Annotated in this window: 23 protein-coding genes; 8 read left to right on the plus strand and 15 right to left on the minus strand. The window is 70.0% G+C overall.

What is annotated here, in order from left to right; genetic code table 11:
• Positions 1-956: 956 nt before the first annotated feature.
• Positions 957-1463 (minus strand): DUF4232 domain-containing protein, encoded by a 507-nt coding sequence (locus tag IF11_RS0129480; RefSeq protein ID WP_030354808.1) that lies wholly within the window; start codon positions 1461-1463, stop codon positions 957-959.
• A gap of 315 nt (positions 1464-1778) precedes the next feature.
• Complete coding sequence (locus IF11_RS0129485; RefSeq protein ID WP_030354809.1) at positions 1779-2825, minus strand: LacI family DNA-binding transcriptional regulator; 1047 nt, start codon at positions 2823-2825, stop codon at positions 1779-1781.
• A 107-nt stretch (positions 2826-2932) separates the two neighbouring features.
• Here IF11_RS0129485 and IF11_RS0129490 point away from each other — a divergent pair, with 107 nt between their 5' ends.
• The 4 genes from IF11_RS0129490 to IF11_RS0129505 are packed head-to-tail and all read left to right on the plus strand — an operon-like array spanning position 2933 to position 6940.
• Entirely contained in the window at positions 2933-4111 is a 1179-nt protein-coding gene (locus IF11_RS0129490; RefSeq protein ID WP_030354810.1) for a phytanoyl-CoA dioxygenase family protein, read from the plus strand.
• Positions 4112-4126: 15 nt separating this feature from the next.
• Entirely contained in the window at positions 4127-4888 is a 762-nt protein-coding gene (locus tag IF11_RS0129495) for an SDR family oxidoreductase (protein ID WP_030354811.1), read from the plus strand.
• Positions 4889-4919: 31 nt separating this feature from the next.
• Entirely contained in the window at positions 4920-5921 is a 1002-nt protein-coding gene (locus IF11_RS0129500) for a Gfo/Idh/MocA family protein (RefSeq protein WP_030354812.1), read from the plus strand.
• Positions 5921-6940: a Gfo/Idh/MocA family protein gene (locus tag IF11_RS0129505; RefSeq protein WP_030354813.1), complete on the plus strand. Its 1020-nt coding sequence runs from the start codon at positions 5921-5923 to the stop codon at positions 6938-6940. The genes IF11_RS0129500 and IF11_RS0129505 overlap by 1 nt, the downstream gene beginning before the upstream one ends.
• Before the next feature lie 105 nt (positions 6941-7045).
• Here IF11_RS0129505 and IF11_RS0129510 read toward each other — a convergent pair whose 3' ends face one another.
• From IF11_RS0129510 to IF11_RS0129555, 10 genes are all read right to left on the minus strand, one after another.
• Complete coding sequence (locus tag IF11_RS0129510) at positions 7046-7945, minus strand: ATP-binding cassette domain-containing protein (protein ID WP_030354814.1); 900 nt, start codon at positions 7943-7945, stop codon at positions 7046-7048.
• A 5-nt stretch (positions 7946-7950) separates the two neighbouring features.
• Positions 7951-9030 (minus strand): ABC transporter permease, encoded by a 1080-nt coding sequence (locus IF11_RS0129515; protein WP_030354815.1) that lies wholly within the window; start codon positions 9028-9030, stop codon positions 7951-7953.
• Entirely contained in the window at positions 9030-10049 is a 1020-nt protein-coding gene (locus tag IF11_RS0129520) for a sugar ABC transporter substrate-binding protein (RefSeq protein WP_030354816.1), read from the minus strand. The genes IF11_RS0129515 and IF11_RS0129520 overlap by 1 nt, the downstream gene beginning before the upstream one ends.
• Before the next feature lie 399 nt (positions 10050-10448).
• Positions 10449-11297: a sugar phosphate isomerase/epimerase family protein gene (locus IF11_RS0129525; RefSeq protein ID WP_030354817.1), complete on the minus strand. Its 849-nt coding sequence runs from the start codon at positions 11295-11297 to the stop codon at positions 10449-10451.
• Between the two features lie 146 nt (positions 11298-11443).
• Complete coding sequence (locus IF11_RS0129530) at positions 11444-12331, minus strand: sugar phosphate isomerase/epimerase family protein (protein WP_030354818.1); 888 nt, start codon at positions 12329-12331, stop codon at positions 11444-11446.
• On the minus strand, positions 12328-13275 hold the full coding sequence (locus IF11_RS0129535) for an NAD(P)-dependent oxidoreductase (protein WP_030354819.1): 948 nt from the start codon (positions 13273-13275) through the stop codon (positions 12328-12330). Before IF11_RS0129535 ends, IF11_RS0129530 begins: the two co-directional genes overlap by 4 nt.
• Before the next feature lie 4 nt (positions 13276-13279).
• Positions 13280-14497: a Gfo/Idh/MocA family protein gene (locus IF11_RS0129540; RefSeq protein ID WP_030354820.1), complete on the minus strand. Its 1218-nt coding sequence runs from the start codon at positions 14495-14497 to the stop codon at positions 13280-13282.
• Positions 14494-15294: an HpcH/HpaI aldolase family protein gene (locus tag IF11_RS0129545; RefSeq protein WP_030354821.1), complete on the minus strand. Its 801-nt coding sequence runs from the start codon at positions 15292-15294 to the stop codon at positions 14494-14496. The genes IF11_RS0129540 and IF11_RS0129545 overlap by 4 nt, the downstream gene beginning before the upstream one ends.
• Entirely contained in the window at positions 15291-17255 is a 1965-nt protein-coding gene (gene iolD, locus IF11_RS0129550) for a 3D-(3,5/4)-trihydroxycyclohexane-1,2-dione acylhydrolase (decyclizing) (RefSeq protein WP_030354822.1), read from the minus strand. The genes IF11_RS0129545 and iolD overlap by 4 nt, the downstream gene beginning before the upstream one ends.
• A 42-nt stretch (positions 17256-17297) precedes the next feature.
• Positions 17298-18740 (minus strand): aldehyde dehydrogenase family protein, encoded by a 1443-nt coding sequence (locus IF11_RS0129555; protein WP_030354823.1) that lies wholly within the window; start codon positions 18738-18740, stop codon positions 17298-17300.
• A 333-nt stretch (positions 18741-19073) separates the two neighbouring features.
• Between IF11_RS0129555 and IF11_RS0129560 the strand changes: the two genes are divergently transcribed.
• From IF11_RS0129560 to IF11_RS0129570, 3 genes are all read left to right on the plus strand, one after another.
• Positions 19074-19856: a MerR family transcriptional regulator gene (locus IF11_RS0129560; RefSeq protein ID WP_030354824.1), complete on the plus strand. Its 783-nt coding sequence runs from the start codon at positions 19074-19076 to the stop codon at positions 19854-19856.
• A 67-nt stretch (positions 19857-19923) separates the two neighbouring features.
• A complete protein-coding gene (locus IF11_RS0129565; protein WP_030354825.1) occupies positions 19924-20259 on the plus strand; it encodes a YnfA family protein in 336 nt (111 codons plus the stop codon).
• A gap of 310 nt (positions 20260-20569) precedes the next feature.
• Positions 20570-21043 (plus strand): hypothetical protein, encoded by a 474-nt coding sequence (locus IF11_RS0129570; protein ID WP_244888264.1) that lies wholly within the window; start codon positions 20570-20572, stop codon positions 21041-21043.
• 127 nt (positions 21044-21170) lie between these two features.
• Here the strand turns inward: IF11_RS0129570 and IF11_RS0129575 are convergent, their stop codons facing one another.
• From IF11_RS0129575 to IF11_RS0129585, 3 genes are all read right to left on the minus strand, one after another.
• Positions 21171-21908, minus strand: a complete 738-nt coding sequence (locus IF11_RS0129575) for an SDR family NAD(P)-dependent oxidoreductase (RefSeq protein WP_030354827.1) — start codon at positions 21906-21908, stop codon at positions 21171-21173.
• A gap of 88 nt (positions 21909-21996) precedes the next feature.
• Positions 21997-22167, minus strand: a complete 171-nt coding sequence (locus tag IF11_RS42450; protein WP_244888265.1) for a ferredoxin — start codon at positions 22165-22167, stop codon at positions 21997-21999.
• Positions 22168-22422: 255 nt separating this feature from the next.
• Positions 22423-23058 (minus strand): isochorismatase family protein, encoded by a 636-nt coding sequence (locus IF11_RS0129585; protein ID WP_030354829.1) that lies wholly within the window; start codon positions 23056-23058, stop codon positions 22423-22425.
• Positions 23059-23286: 228 nt separating this feature from the next.
• Here IF11_RS0129585 and IF11_RS0129590 point away from each other — a divergent pair, with 228 nt between their 5' ends.
• Entirely contained in the window at positions 23287-23733 is a 447-nt protein-coding gene (locus tag IF11_RS0129590; protein ID WP_211266764.1) for a MarR family winged helix-turn-helix transcriptional regulator, read from the plus strand.
• Positions 23734-24032 lie beyond the last annotated feature (299 nt).

Here is a 24032-nt window from a genome sequence, read left to right on the forward strand (position 1 = left end):
TGCCAACGGGGCCTGGGGAACGACATACGGAGCTGCCTGGCCTGCACGGTCTGTGATGTGCACGGACCGCGTCTGATCGGTCGCGGTTCGAGAGCTGCGTGTTCGAAGTATCGGACACAGACCGGGGCTTCGGACAACTTGGATGATAGAAGCCCCGGCGAAAGCGTCAATACCCCTCGCGTCATTCGGACTTGGCAGCGACATGTAACGATGCGTGAGGAGCGGCCACCCGGGTGTCGGCCTGCGGACCGAAGCTGGGGACGGTACTCGCTCCGACCCTTTTCGACATGCGCCAGGACGATCCCCCCGTACTTCTCAATGGTTCTGCGGCGCGGATTGCTGGACGAAGTCACCGGGAACGCCGGGCAGATGGCTGTCCAACTCGCCCGCCTCCTCAGCGCGAAGACCATCACCGCGGCCGGACGCGGCCCCGAGGCCTTGTCAAGCCGCCGGCCTTGGGCGCCCGCCACACCGTCTCGCTCGCCGCGGACGATGCCCACCGTCGACCTGACGATCGACACTCGCCCCATGCCCCCGCGCGACGTCGCGACCGCCTGGAACCACCCCACTCCCACCGACACGCGCATCGTGTGAGTCACCTGACCGCACCACAGGCCGGCTCCAACGCCCGGTATGCGACCGTCTCGGGGCCGCGATGCGTCCCAGATCCCCCGCGGCGGGGCCGCGTGACCGCCGGACGGAGGGCGCGACGGTGGAACCGGCCGCCGCGGTGGACGCCTCGCTGCGATTGTTTCGCCCGACCTCGCCGAGGCGAAAGCCGGCCGCATGGCCGACAGCGACATGGCCTGGAAAAGACGACTCGGTTCCAGGAGCCGCCCGGGTCGGCGCCATGCGTCACGTGTCGTGCCGATCGGTGGTACAGCCACGCCGAAAAGCTCGGTGGCGTTCCGCGGCAGAGACACCGCTGCGGAACGCCACCGGGGCGCGGACGGAGGTCAGGCGCCGCGCTGGACCGGACCGATGAGGGTGCCGGTGGCCACCTTGAGGCTGCCCTCGGCGACAGACGTGCCGGGGATCTGCCCGCCCGGAGCCCGGAGCGTGAACGATGCCTCGTTCGCAGCGATACCGCGGCCGCTGCTCGGAACCTGTACGTCGAAGTGCACCGGGTGGCCCGGGCCGAAAGTCACCACGGTCTCCTGGCTGCCGTAGCGGCCTGCGGTGACCCCGCTGTCCGAGCCGTGGTTCGAGAACCGCACGTCGGTGGGCGAACCGGCCAGCTCGCACGGCTCGTACCCGCGCGGCGCGGTCAGGGTGACCCGGTAGTGACGGTGCCCTGCGCTATGGGGTGCCTCGGTGATCTTCGCGGTGTGGTTGGCCGGACGGCAGGCGGAGGGGGCAACGCTCCTGCCCGTTGCCGGCGAAGCCTGCGCGACTCCCGCGCCGGCGGCGCCCGCCAGCACAGTGGCAGCGAGGGTGACGGCAATCTTCTGGTCGGTACGCATCAAGAACACTCCTTGCCTTGCTCAATGGTCCTGCGGGTGTTCACCGTCAGAACCATGGTCAACACCATCCCTGCCCGCCTGCCCTCGCGGAAAATGTCTCAGGACTGCCACGTTCCGGCTCGTACGGTGCGATGCCGTTCTCCCGCGCCGTCTCCTCGCGGCCCGCGGCGCGAGGCAGGCGCGGTCGACCCCGTACCAGGTGTGAAGGGGTGAGCGGCCCGGGCGTGGGCGGGGGCCATCCCTGCGGGGGCGGGGAGAGGCACGCACCGGCGACTGCCGCGGAGTGCGCACCCGAGCGACGGCTCACCGCGGGTCTCAGTCGGCAACCGGCACGGTCGGAGCACCCGGTGGCATGTTGAACGGCGTCACCACCTGGATCGCCGAGGGCAGCGAGGGGCCGTCGTCGGGGAGTGCCTTGTGGGCGCGCATGATGATCTGGCAGGCGCGGCGCATGTCCTGGCGCAGGTCGTGGTGGAGGACCGCGGAGAGGCGGCGCTCGCGCAGCAGGCGGGTGTTGTCGTGGTCGAGGTCATGGGCGATGAACACCGCGCACTCCCGCCCGAGCGCCTCGAAGGCATCGAGGGTCGCGAGGTTGCCCCCGCCCGCCGAGTAGACGGCGATGATGTCCTCGTCGCGCTTGAGTGCCTCAAGAACGAGATCGTGCTGGGTGGCGTCGAGGCCGTCGCTGTCGGTGACCTCCACCAGGGAGCGTCTGGGCTCGGCGAGCCGCATGGTGCTGCGGAAGCCCATCTCGCGCTCCTCCTCCCCCCGGAAGGAGCCGCGGCTGATGGTGGTGAGCACATTGCCGGGCCGGCCGCCGAGCCACTCCCCGAGCAGGTAGGCGGCGGTGGCGCCCGCCGCGCGGTTGTCGATGCCGATGTACGCCAGCCGCGCGCTGTGGGGCAGGTCGCTCACCAGGGTGACGACGGGGATGCCGGTCGCGATCAGCCGCCCGACGGCGGCCACGATCTCCGGCTCGTCGGGGGCCTTGAGGATCACACCCTGCGAACCACGCTTGGCGATCTTGTCCAGGGTGCCGATCAGCTCACTCGGAGAGCAGGTCTCACGGAAGTGGAAGCGCGAGCGCACGAGAGCGGGATGCAGGGAGGACAGTTCGGCTTCAAGCGCGTCCCGTACCGCGGTGGAGAACCGCTCCGGAGTCTGCATCACAATGTCGATCATGAACGTGCGGCCCCCGAGCCGGACCTGGCTCTGCTGGCGGTCCAGGTCCTTGATGGCTTCCTGCACCTCCCTGATGGTGCTCTCCGTCACGTTGCCCCGCTGGTTGAGGACGCGGTCGACCGTGGCCGTGCTCAGGCCGGCCTGGCGGGCGATTTCCCTGATCGGGTAGCGGTGTCGCATGGCTGATCCCAAGGCCGATGATGGTTTTTTGATGTATCGGTAAGCATTGAATGATGGGTTCGGGTTCCCAAGACTGGCAGAAATGCACAGACTGCGAAAGGAACCGGATGTCTCCCAGTGCCGCGGGAGCGCGTACGTGGCTGACCGAGGCGGACTGCGATCTCGACGTGTTCCGCTCACTCGTGGAGCAGCGCACCGACCCCGCCGACCATCCCTCGGCCGAGCGGGTCGAACAGAACGTGCCGCTCTACGACGGCGATAGGCTCCGCTCTCTGGCGACCTCCCAGGAGGGCCGTCGGAGCGTGCAGGACGAGTTGGTCCGGGCTCTGCTGGACGGGCCCGGCATCGTGGTCCTCAAGCGCGCCTTCACCGACGTGGCCGTCGTGGACGCGGCGTCCGAGGTCTTCCAGGCGCTGATCGAAGAGGAGCGCGCCACCGGCGCGGCCCACGGCGACCACTTCGCCAAGCCCGGCGCGAACGACCGCGTCTGGAACGCCCTGGACAAGGTGGCCGTACGGGCGCCCGAGGTGTTCGCCGACTACTACGCCAACGACATCCTGGAGCTGATCGCCGAGGCCTGGCTCGGCCCCGCCTACCAGGTGACCTCCCAGATCAATGTGGTCAACCCGGGCGGCGCGGCGCAGAACGTCCACCGCGACTACCATCTCGGCTTCCTCTCCCAGGAGCACGCCGCCGCCTACCCGGCACACGTCCACCGCCTGTCGCCGGTGCTCACCCTGCAGGGCGCGGTGGCCCACTGCGACATGCCCGTCGAGTCCGGCCCGACCCTGTACCTGCCGCACTCACAGAAGTACGAGCCCGGGTATCTGGCCTGGCGGCTGCCGCGGTTCGTCGAGTACTTCGACACGCACCACGTCCAGCTCCGGCTGGACAAGGGCGACGCGGTCTTCTTCAACCCGGCGCTCTTCCACGCCGCCGGGCACAACCGTTCGGCCGACATCAGGCGCATGGCCAATCTGCTGCAGATCTCCTCCGCCTTCGGCCGCGCGATGGAGACGGTGGACCGGGAGGCGATGGCGAACGCGCTGTTCCCGGTGCTGCTGCGCCGCACGTCCGAGGGCGCCTCGGAGAACTGGCTGCGCCGCGTGATCGCGGCCACCGCCGAGGGCTACCCCTTCCCCACCCACCTCGACCTCGACCCACCGGTCGAGGGTCTCGCCCCGCCCTCCCAGGCGGACACCGTCCGGCAGGCCGTCACCGAGGGCTGGGAACCCGAGCGGCTGCGCCAGGAACTGCGGGCGGCCGCCAAGCGCCGCCAGAGCTGAAAGGGACACCACACCATGGGACTGCTTGAGGACAAGGTCGTCCTCGTCAACGGCGGCAGCCAGGGCGTCGGCGCGGGCATCGTGCGGGCCGCCGTCCGGGAAGGCGCGACCGTCGTCTTCACCGGCCGTCGGGCCGAGATCGGCGAGAAGCTCGCCGCGGACACGGGCGCGCGCTTCGTACGGGCGGACCTCTCCGATCCGGCGCAGGCGCGCGACAGCGCCGTCCAGACCGTCGACGCTCACGGGCGCGTCGACTGTCTCGTCAACGCGGCGGGGCTGACGTCGCGTGGCTCGCTGTTGGACACCACGCCGGAACTGTTCGACCAGCACATGGCGATCAATCTGCGCGCGCCGTTCTTCGCGATGCAGGCAGCGGTGGCCGACATGACGGCCCGCAAGGCGCCGGGCACCATCGTCAACATCATCTCCAACTGCGCCCACGGCGGGCCGCCCCACCTGGCGCCGTACTCCGCGGCCAAGGCCGGTCTGGCGGGCCTGACGCGCAACGCCGCCCACGCGCACCGCTGGGACCGGATCCGGATCAACGGCCTCAACATCGGCTGGACGGACACCGAGGGCGAGGACGCCACGCAGCGCGCCTTCCACGACGCGGGCGACGACTGGCGGGAGAAGGCCGCCCAGGCGCAGCCCATGGGCAAGCTCGGGCAGGTCGACGAGATCGCCGACTTCGTCGCCTTCCTGCTCTCCGACCGCAGCGGCGTGGTGACCGGCTCGGTCATCGACTGGGACCAGAACGTCTTCGGCAGCCAGGACTGAACCGCCCCCGGGCAGAAGGAGCAAGATTCTCATGCGCATAGGCATCATGGGGCTGGGCCGCATCGGCGCCTTCCATGCGGAGACCCTCGCCGGGCTGGACGCGGTGGACTCCCTGGTGGTCACCGACCCGGTGGCCGCGGCCGTCGCCACGGCCACCGAACGCTTCGGGGCCACCGCCACCGACTCTCCCGAGGCCCTGCTCGCCGGCGGAGTCGACGGCGTCGTGATCGCCGCCGCGACCGACGCGCACCCCCACCTCATCCTCGCCGCCGTGAAGGCGAGCATCCCCGTCTTCTGTGAGAAGCCCGTGGCACGCGGGGTCGAGGAGAGCGTGGAGGTGCTGCGCGCGGTGGAGGGCAGTGGCGTCGAGGTGCAGATCGGCTACAACAGACGCTTCGACGCGGGCTGTGTGGCCGCACGCCGGGCCGTGATCAACGGTGAGCTCGGCGACCTGCACACCGTACGGTCCACCACCCTCGACCCCGCCCCGCCGCCGGCCGCCTACGTGGCCGTCTCCGGCGGCCTCTTCCGAGACTGCAGCGTGCACGACTTCGACATCGTGCGCTGGGTGACCGGCCGCGAGGTGGTCGAGGTCTACGCGACCGGTGGCAACCGCGGCGTGGAGTACATCCGTGAGGCGGGTGACGTCGACACCGCGTCCACCCTGCTCACCCTCGACGACGGCACCATCGCCGTCATCTCCAACTCCCGCCACAACGCCCGCGGTCACGACGTGCGCCTGGAACTGCACGGCATGAAGGACAGTATCGCCGTCGGCCTGGAGGACAAGCTGCCGCTGCGCTCCGTCGAACCGGGCGTCACCTTCCCGGCCGGGACGCCGCACATCTTCTTCATGGACCGCTTCGCCGCCGCCTACCGCGCCGAACTCACCGCGTTCACCGAGGTCGTCGCCGGCACCCGCCCCTCCCCCTGCACGGTCGCGGACGCAATCGAGGCGAGCTGGATCGCCGAGGCCTGCACCCTGTCGCTCCATGAGCACCGGCCGGTACGACTCGACGAGGTGCGTACGTGATGACGGACGACCCGCTGCGGATCGGCGTCCTGGGCGCGGCCCGGATCGCCGAGCTGTCGATCGTGGGGCCGGCCCGTGCGGGCGGCCACCGCCTCGTCGCGGTGGCCGCCCGCGACCGGGACCGGGCCGAGGCCTTCGCCGCCACGCACGGCGTGGAGCGGTTGGCTGACTCCTACGCCGACCTCGTAGCCGACCCGGAGATCGAGGTCGTCTACAACCCGTTGGCCAATGGTCTGCACGGGCCGTGGAACCTGGCCGCCCTCCAGGCCGGCAAGCACGTCCTCACCGAGAAGCCGTCCGCGAGCAACGCGGCCGAGGCGGCCGAGGTCCACGAGGCCGCCGCCAAGGCGGGCACGGTATTCATGGAGGGCTTCCACTATCTGTTCCACCCGGTCACCCGGCGCCTGCACGAGCTGCTGAGCAGCGGGGAGTTGGGCGACCTCCGGCACGTCGAGACCATGGTCGCCATGCCCGCACCGCCGGACAGCGACATACGGTGGTCGCTCCCGCTGGCGGGCGGTGCGCTGATGGACCTCGGGTGCTACAGCCTGCACGCCCAGCGCATGCTCGCGCCCTGGGCAGGTGGGGCGCCCCGGCTGGTCGCCGCGCGCGGCGGCGAGAGGGCGGAGGCCGCGGGAGTTGACGAGTGGCTGAACGCCGATCTGGAGTTCCCGGGCGGCGCCACGGGCACCGCCCGCTCCCACATGGCCCACCACACGTGGCAGATGAGCTACCGCGTCGTGGGCTCGCGCGGCGAAGCCACGGCGGTGAACTTCGTACAGCCCCACCTGGACGACCGGGTCGTCGTACGTACGGCCGCCGGTGAGCGTACCGAGGAGCTCGGCCGCCGGTCCTCGTACACCTACCAACTCGGCGCCTTCGCCGCCCATTTGCGGCACGGTGTACCGCTGGCGCTGGACGCCGATGACGCCCTGACCACGATGCGGCTCATCGACGACGCCTACCGGGCGGCCGGGTTCCCGGTCCGGCCGCGTACGGTCCTTCCGGCCACGGCATAACGGGAGAAGAGCGAACGGAAGAGGGCGGTACCGGACCGGTACCGCCCTCTTCCTCTGCCCGTGCTCGATGTCGGTGACCGCTGCGCTGTGAGGGTGCTGTGAGTGTCAGTTGGCCTTGGCTGCGCCGGCCTGAAGGGCATCCTCTTCGGGGAGTTCCTCCACGTCGACGCCCCGTACCTGCGCCAACTCGTGCTTGAGTGCGGTGAGTTCGGTGCCGCCGGCCATGTGGTTGGTGAGCTCCTCCAGCGTGATCTCGCTGCGGGCGGCGGAGAGTTCCGTGGTGCCCAGGCGTAGGACGCTGAAGTGGTCGCCGACCATGTAGGCGTGGTGGGGGTTGTGGGTGATGAAGATGACGCCGAGGCCGCGCTCGCGGGCGGCGGCGATGTATTTGAGTACGACGCCGGACTGTTTGACGCCGAGGGCGGCGGTGGGCTCGTCCAGGATCAGCACGCGGGCGCCGAAGTGGACGGCGCGGGCGATGGCGACACACTGGCGCTGGCCGCCGGAGAGGGTGCCGATGGGCTGTTCGAGGTCGTCGAGGACGATGCCCATGTTGCGCAGCTCTTCGTCCGCTGTCTGTTTCATCTTCTCGATGTCGAGGCGGCGGATCGGCCAGGGGCCTCTGGTCATCTCGGAGCCGAGGAAGAAGTTGCGCCACACCGGCATCAGCGGGACGGTGGCGAGGTCCTGGTAGACGGTGGCGATGCCGCGGTCGAGGGCCTGGCGCGGGGTGGAGAAGCGCACCGGTTCGCCGTCGACGAGGAACTCGCCCTCGGTGTGCTGGTGCAGCCCTGAGATGATTTTGATGAGGGTGGACTTGCCGGCGCCGTTGTCACCGAGCACGCAGGTGACCTTGCCGGGGTGGACGGCGAGGTCCACGCCGTGCAGGGCACGGACGTTGCCGTACGACTTGCCCGCGTTCCGCAGTTCGACGATCGGGGCGTTCTTCCCGGGAGCGGCTTCGGTGAGGACCGCTCGGTGTGCGCCGGTTGCGTTGCTTGTCATAGGGCTCACCTCCGGGTCGCTGTGCGCTGGACCCACTGATTGATGAGGACGGCGCCGAGGAGCATGACGCCGAGGAAGGCCTTGAACCAGTCGGGGTTCCAGCCGGCGTAGACGATGCCCTGGTTCACCATGCCGAACATGAACGCGCCGAATACCGGGCCGATCGCGGAGCCGGCGCCGCCCGTCAGCAGGCAGCCGCCGATCACCGCGGCGGAGATGTAGATGAGCTCCTGGCCGACGCCCTCACCCGACTGCACGGTGTTGAACGAGAACAGCTGGTGCATGCCGACGAACCAGGCGCCGAAGCCGACCAGCATGAACAGCGAGATCTTGGTGAAGGCCACCGGCACACCGACAGCCCGCGCGGACTCCTTGTTCCCGCCGGCCGCGAAGATCCAGTTGCCGTACGTGGTGCGCAGCAGCACCCACGTGGCCAGCGTCGCGAAGACCAGCCACCACACGATGGTGATCTTGACCTGGACGCCGCCGACATCGAAGGACGAGGCGAAGATCTTCTTCGCCTGGTCGAAGCCGTCCATGGTGCTGATGTCGTCGGTCGCCACGTTGCCGGTGACCAGCTTGGTCACGGCGAGGTTGACGCCCTGCAGGATCAGGAAGGTGCCCAGGGTGATCAGGAAGCTGGGCAGCCCGGTCCTGACCACCAGCCAGCCGTTCAGGAAGCCGACCGCCAGCGACACCAGCAGCGCGGCGATCACACCGACCCAGACGTTCATGGTCAGTTGATAGCTGAGCATGGCCGCGGTGAGCGCGGAGGTGATCACCGCGACGCCGGCCGACAGGTCGAACTCCCCGCCGATCATCAGCAGCGCGACCGGCAGCGCCATGATCCCGATGGTCGACGACTGGTAGAGCACGGTCGCCATCGCACTGCCGTCACGGACCGTCGGCGCCGCGGCGAAGAAGAAGACGTACACCGCGAGGGCGCCGAGGAAGACGCCCACTTCGGGCCGGGCCAACAGCTGGACGGCCGGCGGCCGTTCGGAGGTTCGCCCGTCCTTCCGAGAGGCCGGCGGGGCCGGCGACGGGGAGCCCGTCGCCGGTGCCGTCGTCTGGGCCATGGTCATCACCGGGTTCCCTTCGCGGCGAACTCGGCGATCTTGTCGACGTTGGTCTTGTCGACGAAGGCCGGGCCGGTCAGCACGGGTGCCTCGCCGCCGCCGCTGTAGTTGCCGTTCGTCTTGTAGAGCCACAGGGAGTCGACCGCCAGGTATCCCTGGAGGTAGGGCTGCTGGTCGACGGCCCACTGGATCTTGCCGGACTTGATGGCGCCGACCGCGTCCTTGTTGAGGTCGAACGTGGCGAGCTCGGCCTTGCCGCCGGCGTCGGCGATGGACTGGATGGCGGTCATCGCGAACGGGGCGCCGAGCGTCGTCACATAGTCGATGGAGCTGTCCTGCTTGAGCTTGGCGGTGATCGTCGACTTCACCGACGGCATGTCGGTGCCGTTGACGTAGAGGATGTCGGTCCTGCCCTGGAACGTCTTCTTCACGCCCGCACAACGGGCCTCCAGGGCCACGTGCCCCTGTTCCATGATCACGCAGGCGGTGTGTTTGGCGCCGGCCTCGTTGAGCCTGCGGCCGAACGCCTCGCCGGCGATGCTCTCGTCCTGGCCGAAGTATGCGAGTAGGCCCTGCTTCTTCCAGTCCCGCACACCGGTGTTGAAGCCGACGACAGGGATACCGGCCTGCTCGGCCTGGGCGACCACGGCCTTCATGGCGTCCGGCTTGGCGAGAGTGACAGCGATGCCGTCGACCTTCTGGTCGACGGCGTTCTGGACCAGGTTCGACTGGTTGGGGCCGCTGGGGTCACTGGAGTAGACGAGCTTGACGTTGTCCTTGGCCGCGGCGGCCTGGGCACCCTTGCGGATCGTGTCCCAGAACGTGTCGCCCGGGGCGCCGTGGGTGATCATCGCGACCGTCATACGGGGAGTGCCGGCCTTGCCGGCCGAGACCTCGTTCCCGCTCTCTTCGGCCTTCTTGCCTCCGGAGCCGCTGGAGCATCCGGCGACGAGCAGTACGGCGGCTGCCGCCGCTGCGACAACAGGGACGATTCCGCGGGAGCGGTGATGAGACGAACGGTCCATCTTTCCAGCACCTCACTGTGCGACAGGGGAAAGGGAGAAGCAGTTGATCGAGCGAATGCTCCGGATCACATGCCGTTAACACGGCTGTTGCGTATGACGAGATAGAACCGTCACGCCACCCTGAGGTCAACGTTTGTAAAGACATCATTTATCCATCAGGGCAAGATGTCAGGACAATTGCTTTCCCCGCGCCTTCCTGATCGCGACGGGAGACGTCTGCCCGCACGCAGGAGAGCCACGAATGAACGATCGCATTGATGTAATAACCACGGGCCGGCCGGGAGTCGACATATATCCGCCGCAGACCGGTGTTCCCTTGGGGAGCCGATCTCCACCGGGAGAAGGGAAACAGGGGTGGTGAGGACGACCGTGGTTTCGTCCCCACCACCCCTGTGGCATTTACTTCAGCAGCGCCGCGGCACTCCGGTACGCCGCCGCGGCGGCCTCCCGCACCGGCAGCGCACGGTGCGTGTCGGAGAGGATCTCCACACCCCAGGGGCCGTGCCAGCCGGCCGTACGGAGCGCGGTGATGATCCCCGGGAGGTCGAAAGAGCCCTCGCCGCACAGGCGACGGCGCCGGACGGTGTCCTCGAAAAGAGTGCCGATGACCTGGCTGTCGGCGTCGTTGAGCTCCACGCCCACGATCCGCGACCCCGGTACGTCCGCCAGGTCGGCGGGTGGGGTGTGGGCGCGCTCGGTGTGCCAGACGTCGATGATGAGGCCGCCCGCCGGGTGTCCGGCGGCCTCGACGAGCCGGAGTCCGTCGTGCACGGTCTTGAGGTTGGACCAGGGCAGGAACTCGATCCCGAGCCGGGCGCCCACACCGTCGGCCTGCGCCGCCAGCGTGGCGAACTCCTTGGCCCAGGCGTCGAGGTCCCAGGGCTCGTCCGCCACGTCGGGTCCGATCTTGAGGGTGCGTGCGCCAAGTGCCTCGGCGGCCCTCAGGAGTTCGCCGCGGACGGCGTCCGACGCGGTCCGCCGGGGCCCGTCGGTCCACCAGTCGGTCAGGAGCTCCAACTCGATGTGGCCGATTCCGTTGTCCTCGAAGAGGGACCGGATGCCGGCGAGCCCGTACTCGCGCTCGGCCTCCACCAGATCCGCGTACAGCAGCCCGAAGCCCTTGAATCCGGCGTCGCCCGCCGCTTCCGCCCGTTCCCGCAGGCTCAGCGGACTGCGTTGGTCATCCTGGTCGGGAGCGGTGTCGCCCGCGGTGGTCCAGCACGTGGCCAGAAATTCGTCAGCGGTCATTTCTGTTTCCTGGATTCCTCATGTTCGGAGAAGATGCCGGATGTTCGGAAAGGAAGCCGGCGCGCGACGAATGGCAATTACAGGAAGAGGCGGTGTGCCGGTCAATCCCTCGGAAGACATCAAAGACACATCAGTCCTGTATACGGCTACGCGACACCGCGCAGCACCGCGCGCAGATGCTCGGCGCCGGCCCACACATCCTCGGCCGGCCCCTTTTCCTTGGGTTCCTCGGTCAGGATGGTGTCCTGTTCCAGGACGTACCAGCCGTCGTAGCCACGTGCGTTGAGGTGGGTGACGATGGCCTCGACGTCCACGTCTCCCGTGCCCAGCGGGCGGTACATGCCCTTGCGCACGGCCTCGGTGTAGCTGAGGCGCCCGGACTGGACCTTGGCGGCGAGGGAGGCGTCCACGTCCTTCATATGGGTGTGGGCGATGCGCTCGGGCGCCTGGCGGGTGAGCTCGGCCGGGTCGGTGCCGCCGATGAGCAGGTGCCCGGTGTCGAGGCAGAGCGAGATCGCCGAGTGCTCCAGGACGCGGCGGACCTCGTCGCCGTTCTCGATCATCGTGCCGACGTGCGGGTGCAGGACGGCGCGTACGCCGCGTTCGGCGGCCAGCGCGGTCAGCCGGTCGAGGTGGGACAGCAGCAGCTTCCAGCCGTCCGCGTCGAGTTCGGGGCGGGAGTCGTAGCCGTCCTGGCCTGTGACGGCCGACAGGACGAGGACTTCCGCGTTCGAGGCGGCATAGCTCTCCAGGAGCTGTTCCGCCTCGGGCAGCGGGTTGTGTCCGGGCGCGTGCAGCAGCAGCGGGGTGAAGCCGCCGACCGCGTGGAGGTCGTGGTGGGCGAGGACCTGGGCCATGGCGTCCGGCTCGCCGGGCAGGAAGCCTTCGGGGCCGATCTCGGTGGCGGCCAGACCGACTTCGCGCATCTCGTTCAGCACCCGTTCGGGCGTCAACTGGTAGCCCCAGCCGGGGACTTCACACACGCCCCAGGAGATGGGAGCGCCGGCGATCCTGTTCAAGGGTGACGTGGTCATGCCGTGGCCTTTCGGTGGTTCCAGTCGGGGTTGGCGACCGCGGCCGGCTGACGGTCCGCGAGGACGTCCGCGACACCGCGGGCGGCGTCGACGAAGGTCAGAGTCATCGCCCGGTGCGTCATACCCATCACATGCGGGGTGAGGACGACGCCGGGGTGGTCGAACAGCGGATGGTGACGGGCCGGCTCGGGGTCGAACACGTCCAGTCCGACGCCCGACAGCCGGCCCGACTCCAGGGCGGCCAGGGTGGCGTCCGGGTCGAGCAGGCCACCCCGGCCGCAGTTGATCAGGATCGCTCCCGGCTTGACGCCGGCCAGCAGCCGCTCGTTCACGAGGTGCCGGGTGCCCTCGGCGAGCGGCGTGTGCAGGGTGAGCACATCGCTCGACGCGGCCAGTTCACCGAGGCCTTCGCAGGCGAACTCGGACGGCGGAGGGCTGAACGGGTCGTACGCGAGCGTCCGCATCCCGAAGGCGACGGCGAGTTCGCCCACCCGGCGGCCGATACGGCCGTAGCCGACGATCCCGAGGGTGGCGCCGTCCAGGTCGCCGACCGGTACGGCGGTTCGCTCGGCCCAGCGGCCGTCCCGTACCAGGTCGGTCAGCGATCTCAGCCGCTTGGTCAGGTGCAGGGCCATGGCGAAGACGCCCTCGGCCACGGCCCGGCCGCCGCTGTTGGGGGTGATGACCACGGGGATACCACGGGCGGAGGCCGCCGCCACGTCGACCAGGTCCACGCCGACACCGGTACGGGCGATGACCCGCAGCCGTGGCGCCCGCCGAAGGAAGTCCTCGTCCACCCGCCGGTCGGCGCGGACGATGGCGCCCTCGGCGACCGCGAACTCATCGGGCGTGGGATCGGTGACGAACGTGACCCCCTCACCGAGGACGGGACCCACCGTGTCGGCGTCGACAGGGCCGAGGGCCACGACGACATGCTTGGACATACGATCAACTCCCCACCGGATGCCCGAAGTTCGCCCCCGATACCTCGGGCACCGGCTGCCAGGAGCCGCTCGCCGCGGAGGCCGCTGCCGCCGCGATCACCTCGGCGACGGCGTGCGCGTCCTCGATCGTCGAGTTGAGGTGCTCGATGCCGGCCACGGCGGCCAGGAACTTCTTGGCCTCGATCACCTTGAGGTCGTCGTAGCCCATGCTGTTGCCGGGGCCGGGCTGGAAATGGGCGTAGTCGCCCAGATGGCCGTTGCCGAGCACGGTGGTGTAGCCCTGGTGGGGGCCGCCGCGGTCGAGGGCGACGCGCAGCTCGTTCATCCGCTCGAAGTTCCAGGCGACCGAGCCGTCGGTGCCGTAGATCTCGAAGCCGATGCCGCACTGCGGGCCGACGATCACGCGGGACGCCTCCAGGGTGCCGACGGCACCGCCCTGGAAGCGGACCAGTGCGGCGCTGTAGTCGTCGTTCTCCACGGCCGCCATCTCGCCGTCCTCGATCACCGCGAAGTGCGTGCCCGAGCCCATGGGCAGGACCGGACGCTCGGTGTAGACGGTGCTGGTGAGCGCGGAGACCTCGTCGATCGGGGCCACGACGTAGCTGACCAGGTCCACCACGTGACTCAGCAGGTCGCCCAGCGCGCCGTGCCCGGCCAGGTCCCGCTTGAAGCGCCAGGACAGGGCGCCCTTGGGCTCGGAGGCGTAGCCGGAGAAGAAGGTGGCGCGCACGTTGGTGATGCGGCCCAGCCTCCCCTCGGCGATCAGCTGCCGGGCCCGCTCGACGGCGGGGGCGTGCCGGTAGTTGTAGCCGATGGAGGTGACGACTCCCGCCGCGCGGGCCGCGGCGGCGACCTCGGCGGTCTCCTCGGCACCGCGCCCGACGGGCTTCTCGATCCAGAACGGCTTGCCGGCCTTGGCGGCGGCGATGCCGATCTCGTGGTGGAGGAGGTTGGGCGCGCAGATCGAGACGACCTCGACGTCCGGGTCGTCGAGGACGGCGCGGTAGTCGGTGCCGGCCTTCGCGTAGCCGAGGACGTCACGAGCATAGGCCGCGCGGTCCTCGGCCGTGTCGGCGGCGTGCACGAGGCGGGGTCTGATGCCCAGCTCGGGGTAGACGGACGGCAGGGCCTGATAGGCGCGGCTGTGGAGCTTGCCCATCCAGCCGACGCTGATCAGTCCGACGCCGATCTCGCGTGCGGCGCCCGGAGTGGTGGTGGTCATGATCGTGTCTCCTGGGAATCCTGGGGCTGGGGCCTGGCCTGGCCGAGCGCTGCGGACAGGGCTGCCGCGAGCAGGGTCGAGTCGGAGCCGATGGCGATGAACGTCCAGCCCTCGGTCCGTTTGGCGGCCGCGGCCGCACCGTCGGGGACGAGAAGTCCGCACGCCTTGCCGTGCATGGCAGCGGCCTCGCGGACGCGAGCCAGAGCTTCTTGATAGACCGGCGCGGTGAACTCGCCGGGCACGCCGAGGTCGTGACTGAGGTCGCGGGGGCCGACGAACAGCACGTCGACGCCGTCCAGCGCCGCGATCGCCTCGACCTCCGCCAGGGCGCTCGCCGACTCGATCTGGACCACGCCGAGGATCTCGCCCTCCCGGTCCAGGGCCGCGGGGTCGAGCCCGAAGCGGCACGCCCGGTTGTAGGTGGCCACGCCCCGGTCCCCCGCCGGCGGGTATCTCAAGTGCCGTAGCGCCTCCCGGACTTCGGCCGCCGTGTCGAGTCGCGGCAGCATGATCCCGGCGGCGCCCAGGTCGAGGACGCGGCCGATGCGGATGCGAGCCGCGGACTCCACACGGACGACGGTCGGGACGCCGTAGGCCGCCGCGATCGGGACGGTCGTACGGGCCTGCTCCTCTCCCCCCGCGCCGTGTTCGAGGTCGAGCAGCAGCCAGTCGGTCCCGGCGGCGGCGCACACCTCGGCCGTGACCGCGGAAGCGGTGCCCACGAAGGTACCCAGGGTGACCTCGCCGGCCGCGAGTCTGGCGCGGAGGCGGCCGTGGTCCAGGGGTGAGCGGTTCATCCGTACCACCTCTGGGACGCCAGACCCTCTTCGTACGCACGGCGCAACTGCGTGACCGTTTCCCGCTCGGAGACTTCGGCCGGGGCCACGTCCCACCACACGCCGGCGCCCGGAAGGTCGGCGTGCGGGATCACGGGGACGACCAGAACGACCGGGCCGTCGTGGTCGCGGGTCTCGGCCAGCGCGGTACGTACCTCTTCGGCGGTGGTGGCGCGGATCGCGCGGGCCCCGAGGCCCGCCGCGGTCTGGACGAGGTCGACCTGGAGGTAGTCGCCCTCCAGACGGGCGGGCTTGCCGGAGCCGATCTCCAGGCCGCCGTCGCGGTAGCGGAACTCGTTGCCGAACTCCCGTCCGCTGCGCACCATCTGGAGCCGGTGGATGACCTGATAGCCGTGGTTCTCCGGGATCACGATCGTGACCGGGAGCCTCTCCTGAGCGGCCGTCACCAGCTCGGTCGGCGCCATGAGGAAGGTTCCGTCGCCCAGCAGGGACACCACCCGCTTCGACCGGTCCGGCTCGGCGAAGCGGACACCGATCGCGGCGGGCAGTTCGTAGCCCATGCAGGAAAAACCGAACTCCAGGTGGGCGAAGCGGCCTTCGGTGGCGTCCCACACCTTCTGCAGGTCGCCGGGCGGACCGCCGGCGGCGGCGATGATCGTGTCGCCGGACCGCGCGTGCTCCTGGAGCAGGCCGATCAACTGGCCCTGGGTGAGGAGCGCGTCGGTGTCGCGTACGACATCGGAGTCGTCGGGCAGCGACGTGAAGTCGAAGGGGGTGTCCGAGTCGAGTGCGGCGGCACGCTGCTCCCGCCAATGCTCGTCCAGGGCGCGCGCTCTCTCCCTCCAGTCCGCCGGGGTGGCGGTGCCGTTCGCCCGTACGGCGTCCGTCAGCGCGGCCAGGGCCCGTCTGGCGTCGGCCACGATGCCGGTCGCCCCCAAGCGGCCCGCGTCGTGCACGTTGACGTTCACGCTCGCGAAGCGCACGTCCGGGTTCTGGAAGAGGGAGTGCGAGGCGGTGGCGAAGTCCGTCAGACGCGAGCCCACGGTGAGCACGAAGTCGGCTTCCCGCGCGAGGACGTTGACCGCCGGAGTGCCCTCAAGGCCGATGCCGCCGAGCTGCCACCAGGCGCGGCGCTGGACCGCGCCCTTGCCCGCGAACGTCTCCGCGACGGGGATGCCCGCCGCGTCGGCGAGGGCCTCCAACTCCTCGGTGGCGCCGGAGTACACAACGCCACCACCGGCGATGATCAGTGGCTTCTCCGCCTCGGCGAGCATCCGCGCCACCGTCGCGACCTCGTCGCCGTCCGGCGCCGGACGGCGTATCGGCCAGTCGCGCTCGGCGAAGAACTCCGCCGGGTAGTCGTACGCGTGGGACTGGATGTCCTGCGGGAGGGAGACGACGACCGCGCCGGTGTCGACGTCGGTGAGGGCCCGCATCGCCGCGGGCAGCGCGGTGAGCAGCTGCTCGGGCCGGGTGATGCGGTCGAAGAAGCGGGAGACGGGCCGGAAGGCGTCGTTCACCGAGGCATCGGCCTCCACGGGGTGCTGCAACTGCTGGAGTACGGGCCCCTGGTGACGGGTCGCGTACGTGTCGCCCGGCAACAGCAGAACAGGCAGCCGGTTGACGGTGGCGAGGCCCGCGCCGGTCACCATGTTCAGGGCGCCCGGGCCGATGGAAGCGGTCACGGCGAGGGTGGCGTGCCGCTTGGTCGCCTTGGCGTAGGCCGTCGCGATATGGACGAGCGCCTGCTCGTTGCGCCCCTGGACGAAGGGGAGTTGGTCGCTGAGCTGGTCGAGCGCCTGGCCGAGCCCGGCCACGTTGCCGTGGCCGAAGATGCCCAGCGCGGCCGGTACGAGGCGGCGGCGGTGGCCGTCGGCCACGGAGTACTGCCGGGAGAGGTACGTGACGACGGCCTGGGCGACGGTGAGGCGCACCGTGCGCCGCTGCGTCCGGTCAGTCATGAGTCGGCTCCTGATCGGGGGTGTGTACGAGGGGCGGCCTGGTCACCCGGGGCGGCCGTGCAGGACGATGGTCTTGACCTCGGTCATCTCACTGACCGCGGCGCGCGGGCCTTCCTTGCCGTAACCGCTGCCCTTCAGACCGCCGTACGGCATCAGGTCGGCACGCCACAACGGCGTCCAGTTGATGTGGACGGAACCGGCGTCGATCTCCCTGATGGCCCGGACCGCGCCGGTCACGTCGGAGGTGAAGATTCCCGCGCCGAGGCCGTAGGCGGTCCCGTTGGCCTGGGCGATGGCGGACTCCCAGTCCCCCGCCGAGCTGACGGCGACGGCGGGCCCGAACAACTCCTGCTGGCTGAAGGGGGAGTTGGGGTCGACATCGGCCACGACAGCCGGGGTCACGACGGTCCCGTCGCGCTCGCCGCCGGTCAGGACGCGTGCGCCGTCCGTCCCGGCCCGCGCGATGGCCCGCTCCACCCGTTCCGCCTCGGCGGTCGTGATCAGGGAGCCCATGGTCGTCTCGGGGGACGACGGGTCCCCGGTCCGGATGGCCTCGACCTTGGGGACGAGGGCGTCGAGGAAGTCCGCGGTGACCGTGGGGTGCGTGATCACTCGCTGGACGGAGATGCACACCTGCCCGGCGTTGACGTAGCCGCCCAACGCGACGGCGCTCGCGGCCAGTTCGAGATCGGCGTCGGGCAGCACGACGACCGGGCAGGAAGCGCCCAGTTCGAGGGAGAGCTTCTTCACCCCGGCGACCCGCGCGATGTGCTCGCCGGTCGCCGTGGAGCCGGTGAAGGAGATCTTCCGTACGCGGGGGTCGGTCACGAGGGCGTCCCCCAGCACCCCGCCGGAGCCGACGAGCACCGACAGCACGCCTTCGGGAAGCCCTGCGTCCACGAAACACTCGGCGAGCTCCAGCGCGGTCAGCGGTGTCGAGGTGGCCGGCTTGAGGACGACGGCGTTGCCCGCCGCGAGCGCGGGCGCCAGTTTGTGCAGCACGAGCAGTGCGGGGTAGTTGAACGGCGTGATGGCCACCACGACACCGCACGGCTGGCGCAGCGTGAAGCCCACCTTGTCCAGGCCGGTGCCGCGGTTGGCGTCCAACGGCAGTGTCTCACCGTAGAGTTGGGTGCCCTCGAAGGCCGCGAGTCGGATCAGGTCGCCCGATCGCACCGCCTCGCCGGTGGCCTCGGTGATGGTCTTGCCCGACTCCGAGCTGATGGTCCGCGCGATCTTGGCGGCTCGCTGGTCGGCTAGCTCCGCCGCACGCAGCAGGATCGTCATCCGCTCGTGAGCGGGTGTACGCCGCCATACCGCGGCACCCCGCTCCGCCGCCGCCAGGGCCACCTCGACGTCCTCGGGGCCGGCCACCGCCACGGTACCGACGGTCGAGCCGTCAAAGGGTGACGTCACGTCCCGGGTCCGTCCCGACCCCGCCGAGGCTTGCCATCGGCTTCCGATGAGCAGTTCCACAGGCGCCATTGCCTTCTCCCTTCAGAAACCGTCACGGCTGGTCCGCGGCTCTCCGAAGAGCTCACGAAAGACCTCTCACAAGGTCGAGGAAGTGCTGATCAGCCGACGGCCAGGCCATTTACATGGGCGCAACGGTAGGTGGGCCGGAGGTCATTACTGAAGAGGCGGAATCCATCATTATCACGTCATTGGATGCATCTTTTTTCCATCATCCGTCGGCGAAGTCGTCCCGCGAACCAGCTCATCGTCGCGGCCCACTCGGCCCTGCTGCGGCCTGAGCGACGGCCCTTGCGAACCTTGGGCTTGACCTTCGAGTCAGCTGGAAGGTTTACCGTCGATCGCATGACCTCCATGCGGATCTCTCAGCTCGCCGAGCGCAGCGGAGTCCCAGCCACCACCCTGCGCTACTACGAGAGTGCGGGTCTGCTGCCCGCGGACCGGACCCCCTCCGGTTACCGGCTGTACGGCGAGGACGCGGTCGAGCGGCTGGCGTTCATCGGCGCGGCCAAGCATCTGGGGTTGCCGCTGGAGGAGATCGGCGCGCTTCTTCGGGTGTGGGAGGCCGGGGCCTGTAAGGAGGTGAAGGCGGACCTGCGGCCGCGGATCGCCGCCCGTCTGGCCGAGGCCGAGACCCGCGCCGCCGAGCTGGCCGCGTTCACCGCCTCACTCCACGGCGCTCTGGCGCACCTGGACGCGCTGCCCGACCGTACCGGCCGCTGCGACCCCGAGTGCGGCTTCCTCTCCCCGGCGCCGTCTGCCGGTGGCGGGCAACTGGTGGACGTGGTGCTCGCGCCCAGCCGCCGGGCCGCCGAAGAAGAAGGGGCGGAGCGGTGGCACACGGCATCCGCGGCCTGCTCGCTGACCGGCGTGGGCCTGCACGAACGAACCGTCCAGTGGCGCGAGGCGGTCGACGGCGCGACGCGGGCCCCGGTGCCCGAGGGGCTGCGGCTGACCCTGCCCGTCGAACGGACCGCGAAGGTGGCCGAGCTGGCCGCCGCCGAGCAGCGGTGCTGCCCGTTCTTCGACTTCCGCCTCCGCCTCGACGGCTCGTGCCTGCATCTGGAGGTCCGAGCACCCGCCGACGGCGCCGCGCTGCTCGCGGATCTCTTCGGCCCGACCGCCTGACTCAGCCTTTCCCCGACCGTCCCGATGACCGTCCCGATGACCGTCCCGATCCAGAGAGACCTTTCCCGTGCTCGTCGCCCGTTCCCTCGCCCTGTTCGCTGTCGCCGCCCTGTTCGAGATCGGAGGCGCCTGGCTGGTCTGGCAGGGCATCCGCGAGCACAAGGGCTGGATCTGGGCCGGAGCCGGCGTGATCGCCCTGGGGTTGTACGGGGTGGTGGCAACCTTCCAGAGCGACGACAACTTCGGACGGATCCTCGCTGCCTACGGTGGGATCTTCGTCGCGGGGTCGATCGCCTGGGGCATGGTCGCCGACGGCTACCGCCCCGACCGCTTCGATGTCATCGGCGCCCTGGTCTGCCTCGCCGGGATGGCGGTCATCATGTACGCCCCGCGTGGACACTGACCCACTGGGCGGCGCCGCGCCCCGCCCCGCTCCATCTTCGCCGGCACACACTCACGGTTCACGGTCACGGGACACCGTTGTCCACCACGGGATCACCGGCTCGGGTTCCTCGCCATACGGCAGGAGGCCGGTCTCGCGAGCCTGCGCGAGGTGTTCGCGGTGCGCGCCCGGAGCGTGGTGTGGGCGGGGGCCACGGCCGTCGCGGACCGCGTGCGCAGTGTCGTTTCGGCGATGAAATCGCTGGACCAGACGGGTGAGTTCGTGGCCGCGGGGCTGTCGCAGGCAGGTGCGGGCTGCCTAAATCCGGGGTGTGATCAAGAACCTCGTGTGGCGCGGCCTGCCCGCGCTCGCCCTCGCAGTCCTGCCCATCCTGGCCGCCGTTCCCGCCGCCGACGCCGCGGACAGCAGCCGCACCATCCAGAGCACGCAGCCCCGAGAGACCCTGCGCACCGATTCCCGTTTCTACCCGCCCGCCACCCTGCGCAAGAACCAGGCATGGACCTCCGGCAACGGCCGTACCATCCTGCGCGTCCAGAGCGACGGCAACGTCGTCCTCTACAAGAACAACCGTCCCGCCTGGCAGGCCCCGAACGTCTACCCCAACGCCGACCGCCTCGTCATGCAGGAAGACGGCAACCTCGTCATCTACAACAGGGCCAACCAAGCCATCTGGGCCGCCGGAACCTGGCGCAAGGGCCGCTACCTCGCCGTCCAGGACGACGGCAACGTCGTCGTCTACAACAACTCCAACCAGCCCGTCTGGGCCACCAACACCGGCGACTGACCGACATTCCCGCCCAGGGCAGGACCCGGACCCGCCGTCCGGGCCCTGCCTATTCCGTTGGCCGCCCCCGCAGTCGGACGGCCGACTTCTCAGGAGTCCGGGCCGGTGGCTCGGTCTCAGGCCCGGGTCACACGGCTGTGCGGCCGCCGTCGACGGGCAGCACCACGCCGTGTACGAAACTCGCCGCGTCACCGGCCAGGTACGCGATCGCCTCGGCGATCTCCCTCGGGGTGGCCGGCCGTCCGGCGGGCGCCTGGGATGCGAGGGTGTCGAGGTCCTCTCCCATGCCTGCCGTGCCTTCGGTCTGCGTCGGACCGGGCTGCACGGCGTTGACCCGTACCCCGCGCGGGCCGTATTCGGCAGCCCAGGCTTTGGTCAGCAGGTTCACGGCCGCCTTGCTCGATCCGTACAGCGCCATTCCCGGGACACCGAACGCGGCCGCCATGGTGCTGACGTTGACGATCGCCCCGCCTCCCCGCTCGGCCATCGCCGGCGCGAGTTCCGCCACCAGGTAGTAGGGGGCTTTCACGTTCAGCGCGTAGACGGCGTCGAACTCGCTCTGCGGCGTCTGCTCGGTGGGCCCGAAGGGGTAGATGCCCGCGCCGTTGACCAGGATGTCCACCCGGCCACCGCCCAGTTCGACGGCTTGCCGAGCCAGCTGGCGCGCCGAGTCGGCGGCCAGCAGGTCGGCGGCCACGAAATCCGCCGTGCCACCGCGTCGCCGGATGGCCTCGACGACCGCCCGGCCGCGCCCTCCGTCCCGGCCCGCCACCAGTACGTACGCGCCGCGCTCGGCGAGCGTTTCCGCAGCGGCTGCCCCGATGCCGCTGGTCGCCCCGGTCACCAGCGCGACTTTCCCTGTCATCGACGCGGTAGTCACAGCCGCACCCTTCCCTTCCCGATGCCACGCCGACTGATCCAAGAGGAACGGCTGAGGCGTGAGCGGTTTGTGATCAGTCGGCTCGCACGGTGGTGGGTGCGCGGTCGAACTGCTCGTCAGGGGCGTCCGCGCGGTACGGCAACGCCTTCGCCCCCGTGCAGCTCGAATACTCGAACACCTGCGGCGCAAGGAACACACACTGCGCGTACGCCTGGCAGAGGGTGAGGTCCACAACGCTCCGCATCCCAAGCCACTCCCTCTGTCGCCTCAGCTCCCTGTCTCTTTCTAAGCGCGGGCAGGATCAGGCGCTCACCCGACTTACCCCGGCGGAGCCCCCGCGGGGCGTCACGGTCTGGGCCACTTGTCCTCCCTGAGCAGTGCCTACGGGCCGCTGCTTCCGGCGTCGATGCCCGGTGCGCCGTGCCGCAGCGCGCGGGGCTTGTTCGACTGAACGAGGGAAAGCGAGCATTGGCCCGCTGACCGGCAAACACTCCGCGGCCTAGGCGTGGTGGTGCTGCTGGGCGGCCGAGATCTGGCCGACCAGGACGGCGAACGGCATGTCCAGGGCGGCATAGACCGCACCGGCCGCAGGGTCCGCGTTGTCGGCGAGGGCCTCCACCATGAGCGTGGCGTAGTCGCTGACGATCACTCCGGACTGTTGCATACGCAGCAGGCCCGCCTCCCGCTTGGCCTGGCTGAAGGTGCCCGACGCGTCCACGGCCACATACGCGTCGTACCCGGCGGCTGTGGCCGCGAAGGCGGGCAGGGCAGCGCAGACCTCCAGCGACACTCCCGCGAAGATCAGCTTCTGACGGCCGGTCGCCACGATGGCCTCACGGACCCGGTCGTCGTGCCAGGCGTTGACCGTGCTCCTGTCGATGATGTTCTGTCCGGCGGGCAGCGCCTCGACCAGTTCGGGTGCGGTCGGCCCCCACAGGCTGTCGGCCGCCGTGGTGGTGACGACCAGCGGGATGTCCAGCGCGGTTGCCGCCCGTGCGAGGGCCGCCACGTTGTGCTTCAGCTCGCCGACGGGAATGTCGCGCACTCCCGACAGGAGGCCGACCTGGTGGTCGACCAGCACCACGGCCGCGTTCTCCCGGGTGATCGGATCCAGGAACTTGCTGAGCTCGTTCATCTTTCCGCTCCTTGCGTCCTGTTGCATCCACGAGTAATTTAGTCATAAATATTGACAGTCAAGACTCGTGACTTATTCAATGTAGGCCGACTTCGCGCCGGAGGCAAGGGCCGATGACGGGCGTCAGCCTCCCGGCCGTTGGCGCGGAAGCCGAGGCCACGCGGAGGGCGACTAAAATCGTCGGCCCCAGGGGCGAGCGGCGGGCAACCGCCGGGACAGGAGAGGGCGTTGACCGGTCTGGAAGCCAGGGATCCGGATATCGGCGTGCTTGCCGCACGACTGCTGTTCTCCGTCCAGCGAGAGCTGTACGCCGCACTCGCCGCGCAGGGATTCGACGACATTCAGCCCCGCACCGGAGCCGTGCTCGCCTACCTGAGGGCCGACGGCATCCGCGCCAGCGAGCTGTCGCGGCTCTCCGGGCAGCACAAACAGATCATCGGGACACTCATCGACGACCTGGAACGGCTCGGCTACGTCGAACGCCGACCCGACCCCGCCGACCGCCGGGCCAAACTCATCTGCCCCACCGACCGCGGCCTGCTCCAGATGCGAGCCGCCGCATCCATCATGCGCGCCATTGAAGAACGCCACGCGCAGGCACTGGGCGAACCGGAATACACCGCGTTCAAAACAGCCCTCCACCAGGTCGCCGACCTCCAGCGCGAAACCCGTTGAAACGGGTCCGAACATGATCCGGCGGGGCGACGCGCCAGCAGGCGCAGCCCCCACCGGCCATCGGCCATGAGATCAGGACACGGGACGTGGAAGCCTGCAAGCACCGCAGGATCTGACCGCCCGTGTCATGGGGCTGCCGCGCCGTCCCGTCGCCGACAGGCTCACCACCCGGAGCACGGACGCCCCCTCCGCGGCGATCTGCCCCCAGGCGCGCTCCTTGACCTCCGCACACCCTGGGTGCGATAGCACTCACGCAGGGGCTTCGCGTCCGTCTTCGCCATGGCCTGCCACCTCCCCAG

Source organism: Streptomyces scopuliridis RB72, assembly GCF_000718095.1.
Classification (GTDB): domain Bacteria; phylum Actinomycetota; class Actinomycetes; order Streptomycetales; family Streptomycetaceae; genus Streptomyces; species Streptomyces scopuliridis.

Coding starts and splice junctions, on each gene's coding strand:
- IF11_RS0129480 (WP_030354808.1), bottom strand. CDS start 1,463: ATGCGTACCGACCAGAAGATTGCCGTCACCCTCGCTGCCACTGTGCTG.
- IF11_RS0129485 (WP_030354809.1), bottom strand. CDS start 2,825: ATGCGACACCGCTACCCGATCAGGGAAATCGCCCGCCAGGCCGGCCTG.
- IF11_RS0129490 (WP_030354810.1), top strand. CDS start 2,933: ATGTCTCCCAGTGCCGCGGGAGCGCGTACGTGGCTGACCGAGGCGGAC.
- IF11_RS0129495 (WP_030354811.1), top strand. CDS start 4,127: ATGGGACTGCTTGAGGACAAGGTCGTCCTCGTCAACGGCGGCAGCCAG.
- IF11_RS0129500 (WP_030354812.1), top strand. CDS start 4,920: ATGCGCATAGGCATCATGGGGCTGGGCCGCATCGGCGCCTTCCATGCG.
- IF11_RS0129505 (WP_030354813.1), top strand. CDS start 5,921: ATGACGGACGACCCGCTGCGGATCGGCGTCCTGGGCGCGGCCCGGATC.
- IF11_RS0129510 (WP_030354814.1), bottom strand. CDS start 7,945: ATGACAAGCAACGCAACCGGCGCACACCGAGCGGTCCTCACCGAAGCC.
- IF11_RS0129515 (WP_030354815.1), bottom strand. CDS start 9,030: ATGACCATGGCCCAGACGACGGCACCGGCGACGGGCTCCCCGTCGCCG.
- IF11_RS0129520 (WP_030354816.1), bottom strand. CDS start 10,049: ATGGACCGTTCGTCTCATCACCGCTCCCGCGGAATCGTCCCTGTTGTC.
- IF11_RS0129525 (WP_030354817.1), bottom strand. CDS start 11,297: ATGACCGCTGACGAATTTCTGGCCACGTGCTGGACCACCGCGGGCGAC.
- IF11_RS0129530 (WP_030354818.1), bottom strand. CDS start 12,331: ATGACCACGTCACCCTTGAACAGGATCGCCGGCGCTCCCATCTCCTGG.
- IF11_RS0129535 (WP_030354819.1), bottom strand. CDS start 13,275: ATGTCCAAGCATGTCGTCGTGGCCCTCGGCCCTGTCGACGCCGACACG.
- IF11_RS0129540 (WP_030354820.1), bottom strand. CDS start 14,497: ATGACCACCACCACTCCGGGCGCCGCACGCGAGATCGGCGTCGGACTG.
- IF11_RS0129545 (WP_030354821.1), bottom strand. CDS start 15,294: ATGAACCGCTCACCCCTGGACCACGGCCGCCTCCGCGCCAGACTCGCG.
- iolD (WP_030354822.1), bottom strand. CDS start 17,255: ATGACTGACCGGACGCAGCGGCGCACGGTGCGCCTCACCGTCGCCCAG.
- IF11_RS0129555 (WP_030354823.1), bottom strand. CDS start 18,740: ATGGCGCCTGTGGAACTGCTCATCGGAAGCCGATGGCAAGCCTCGGCG.
- IF11_RS0129560 (WP_030354824.1), top strand. CDS start 19,074: ATGACCTCCATGCGGATCTCTCAGCTCGCCGAGCGCAGCGGAGTCCCA.
- IF11_RS0129575 (WP_030354827.1), bottom strand. CDS start 21,908: ATGACAGGGAAAGTCGCGCTGGTGACCGGGGCGACCAGCGGCATCGGG.
- IF11_RS42450 (WP_244888265.1), bottom strand. CDS start 22,167: ATGCGGAGCGTTGTGGACCTCACCCTCTGCCAGGCGTACGCGCAGTGT.
- IF11_RS0129585 (WP_030354829.1), bottom strand. CDS start 23,058: ATGAACGAGCTCAGCAAGTTCCTGGATCCGATCACCCGGGAGAACGCG.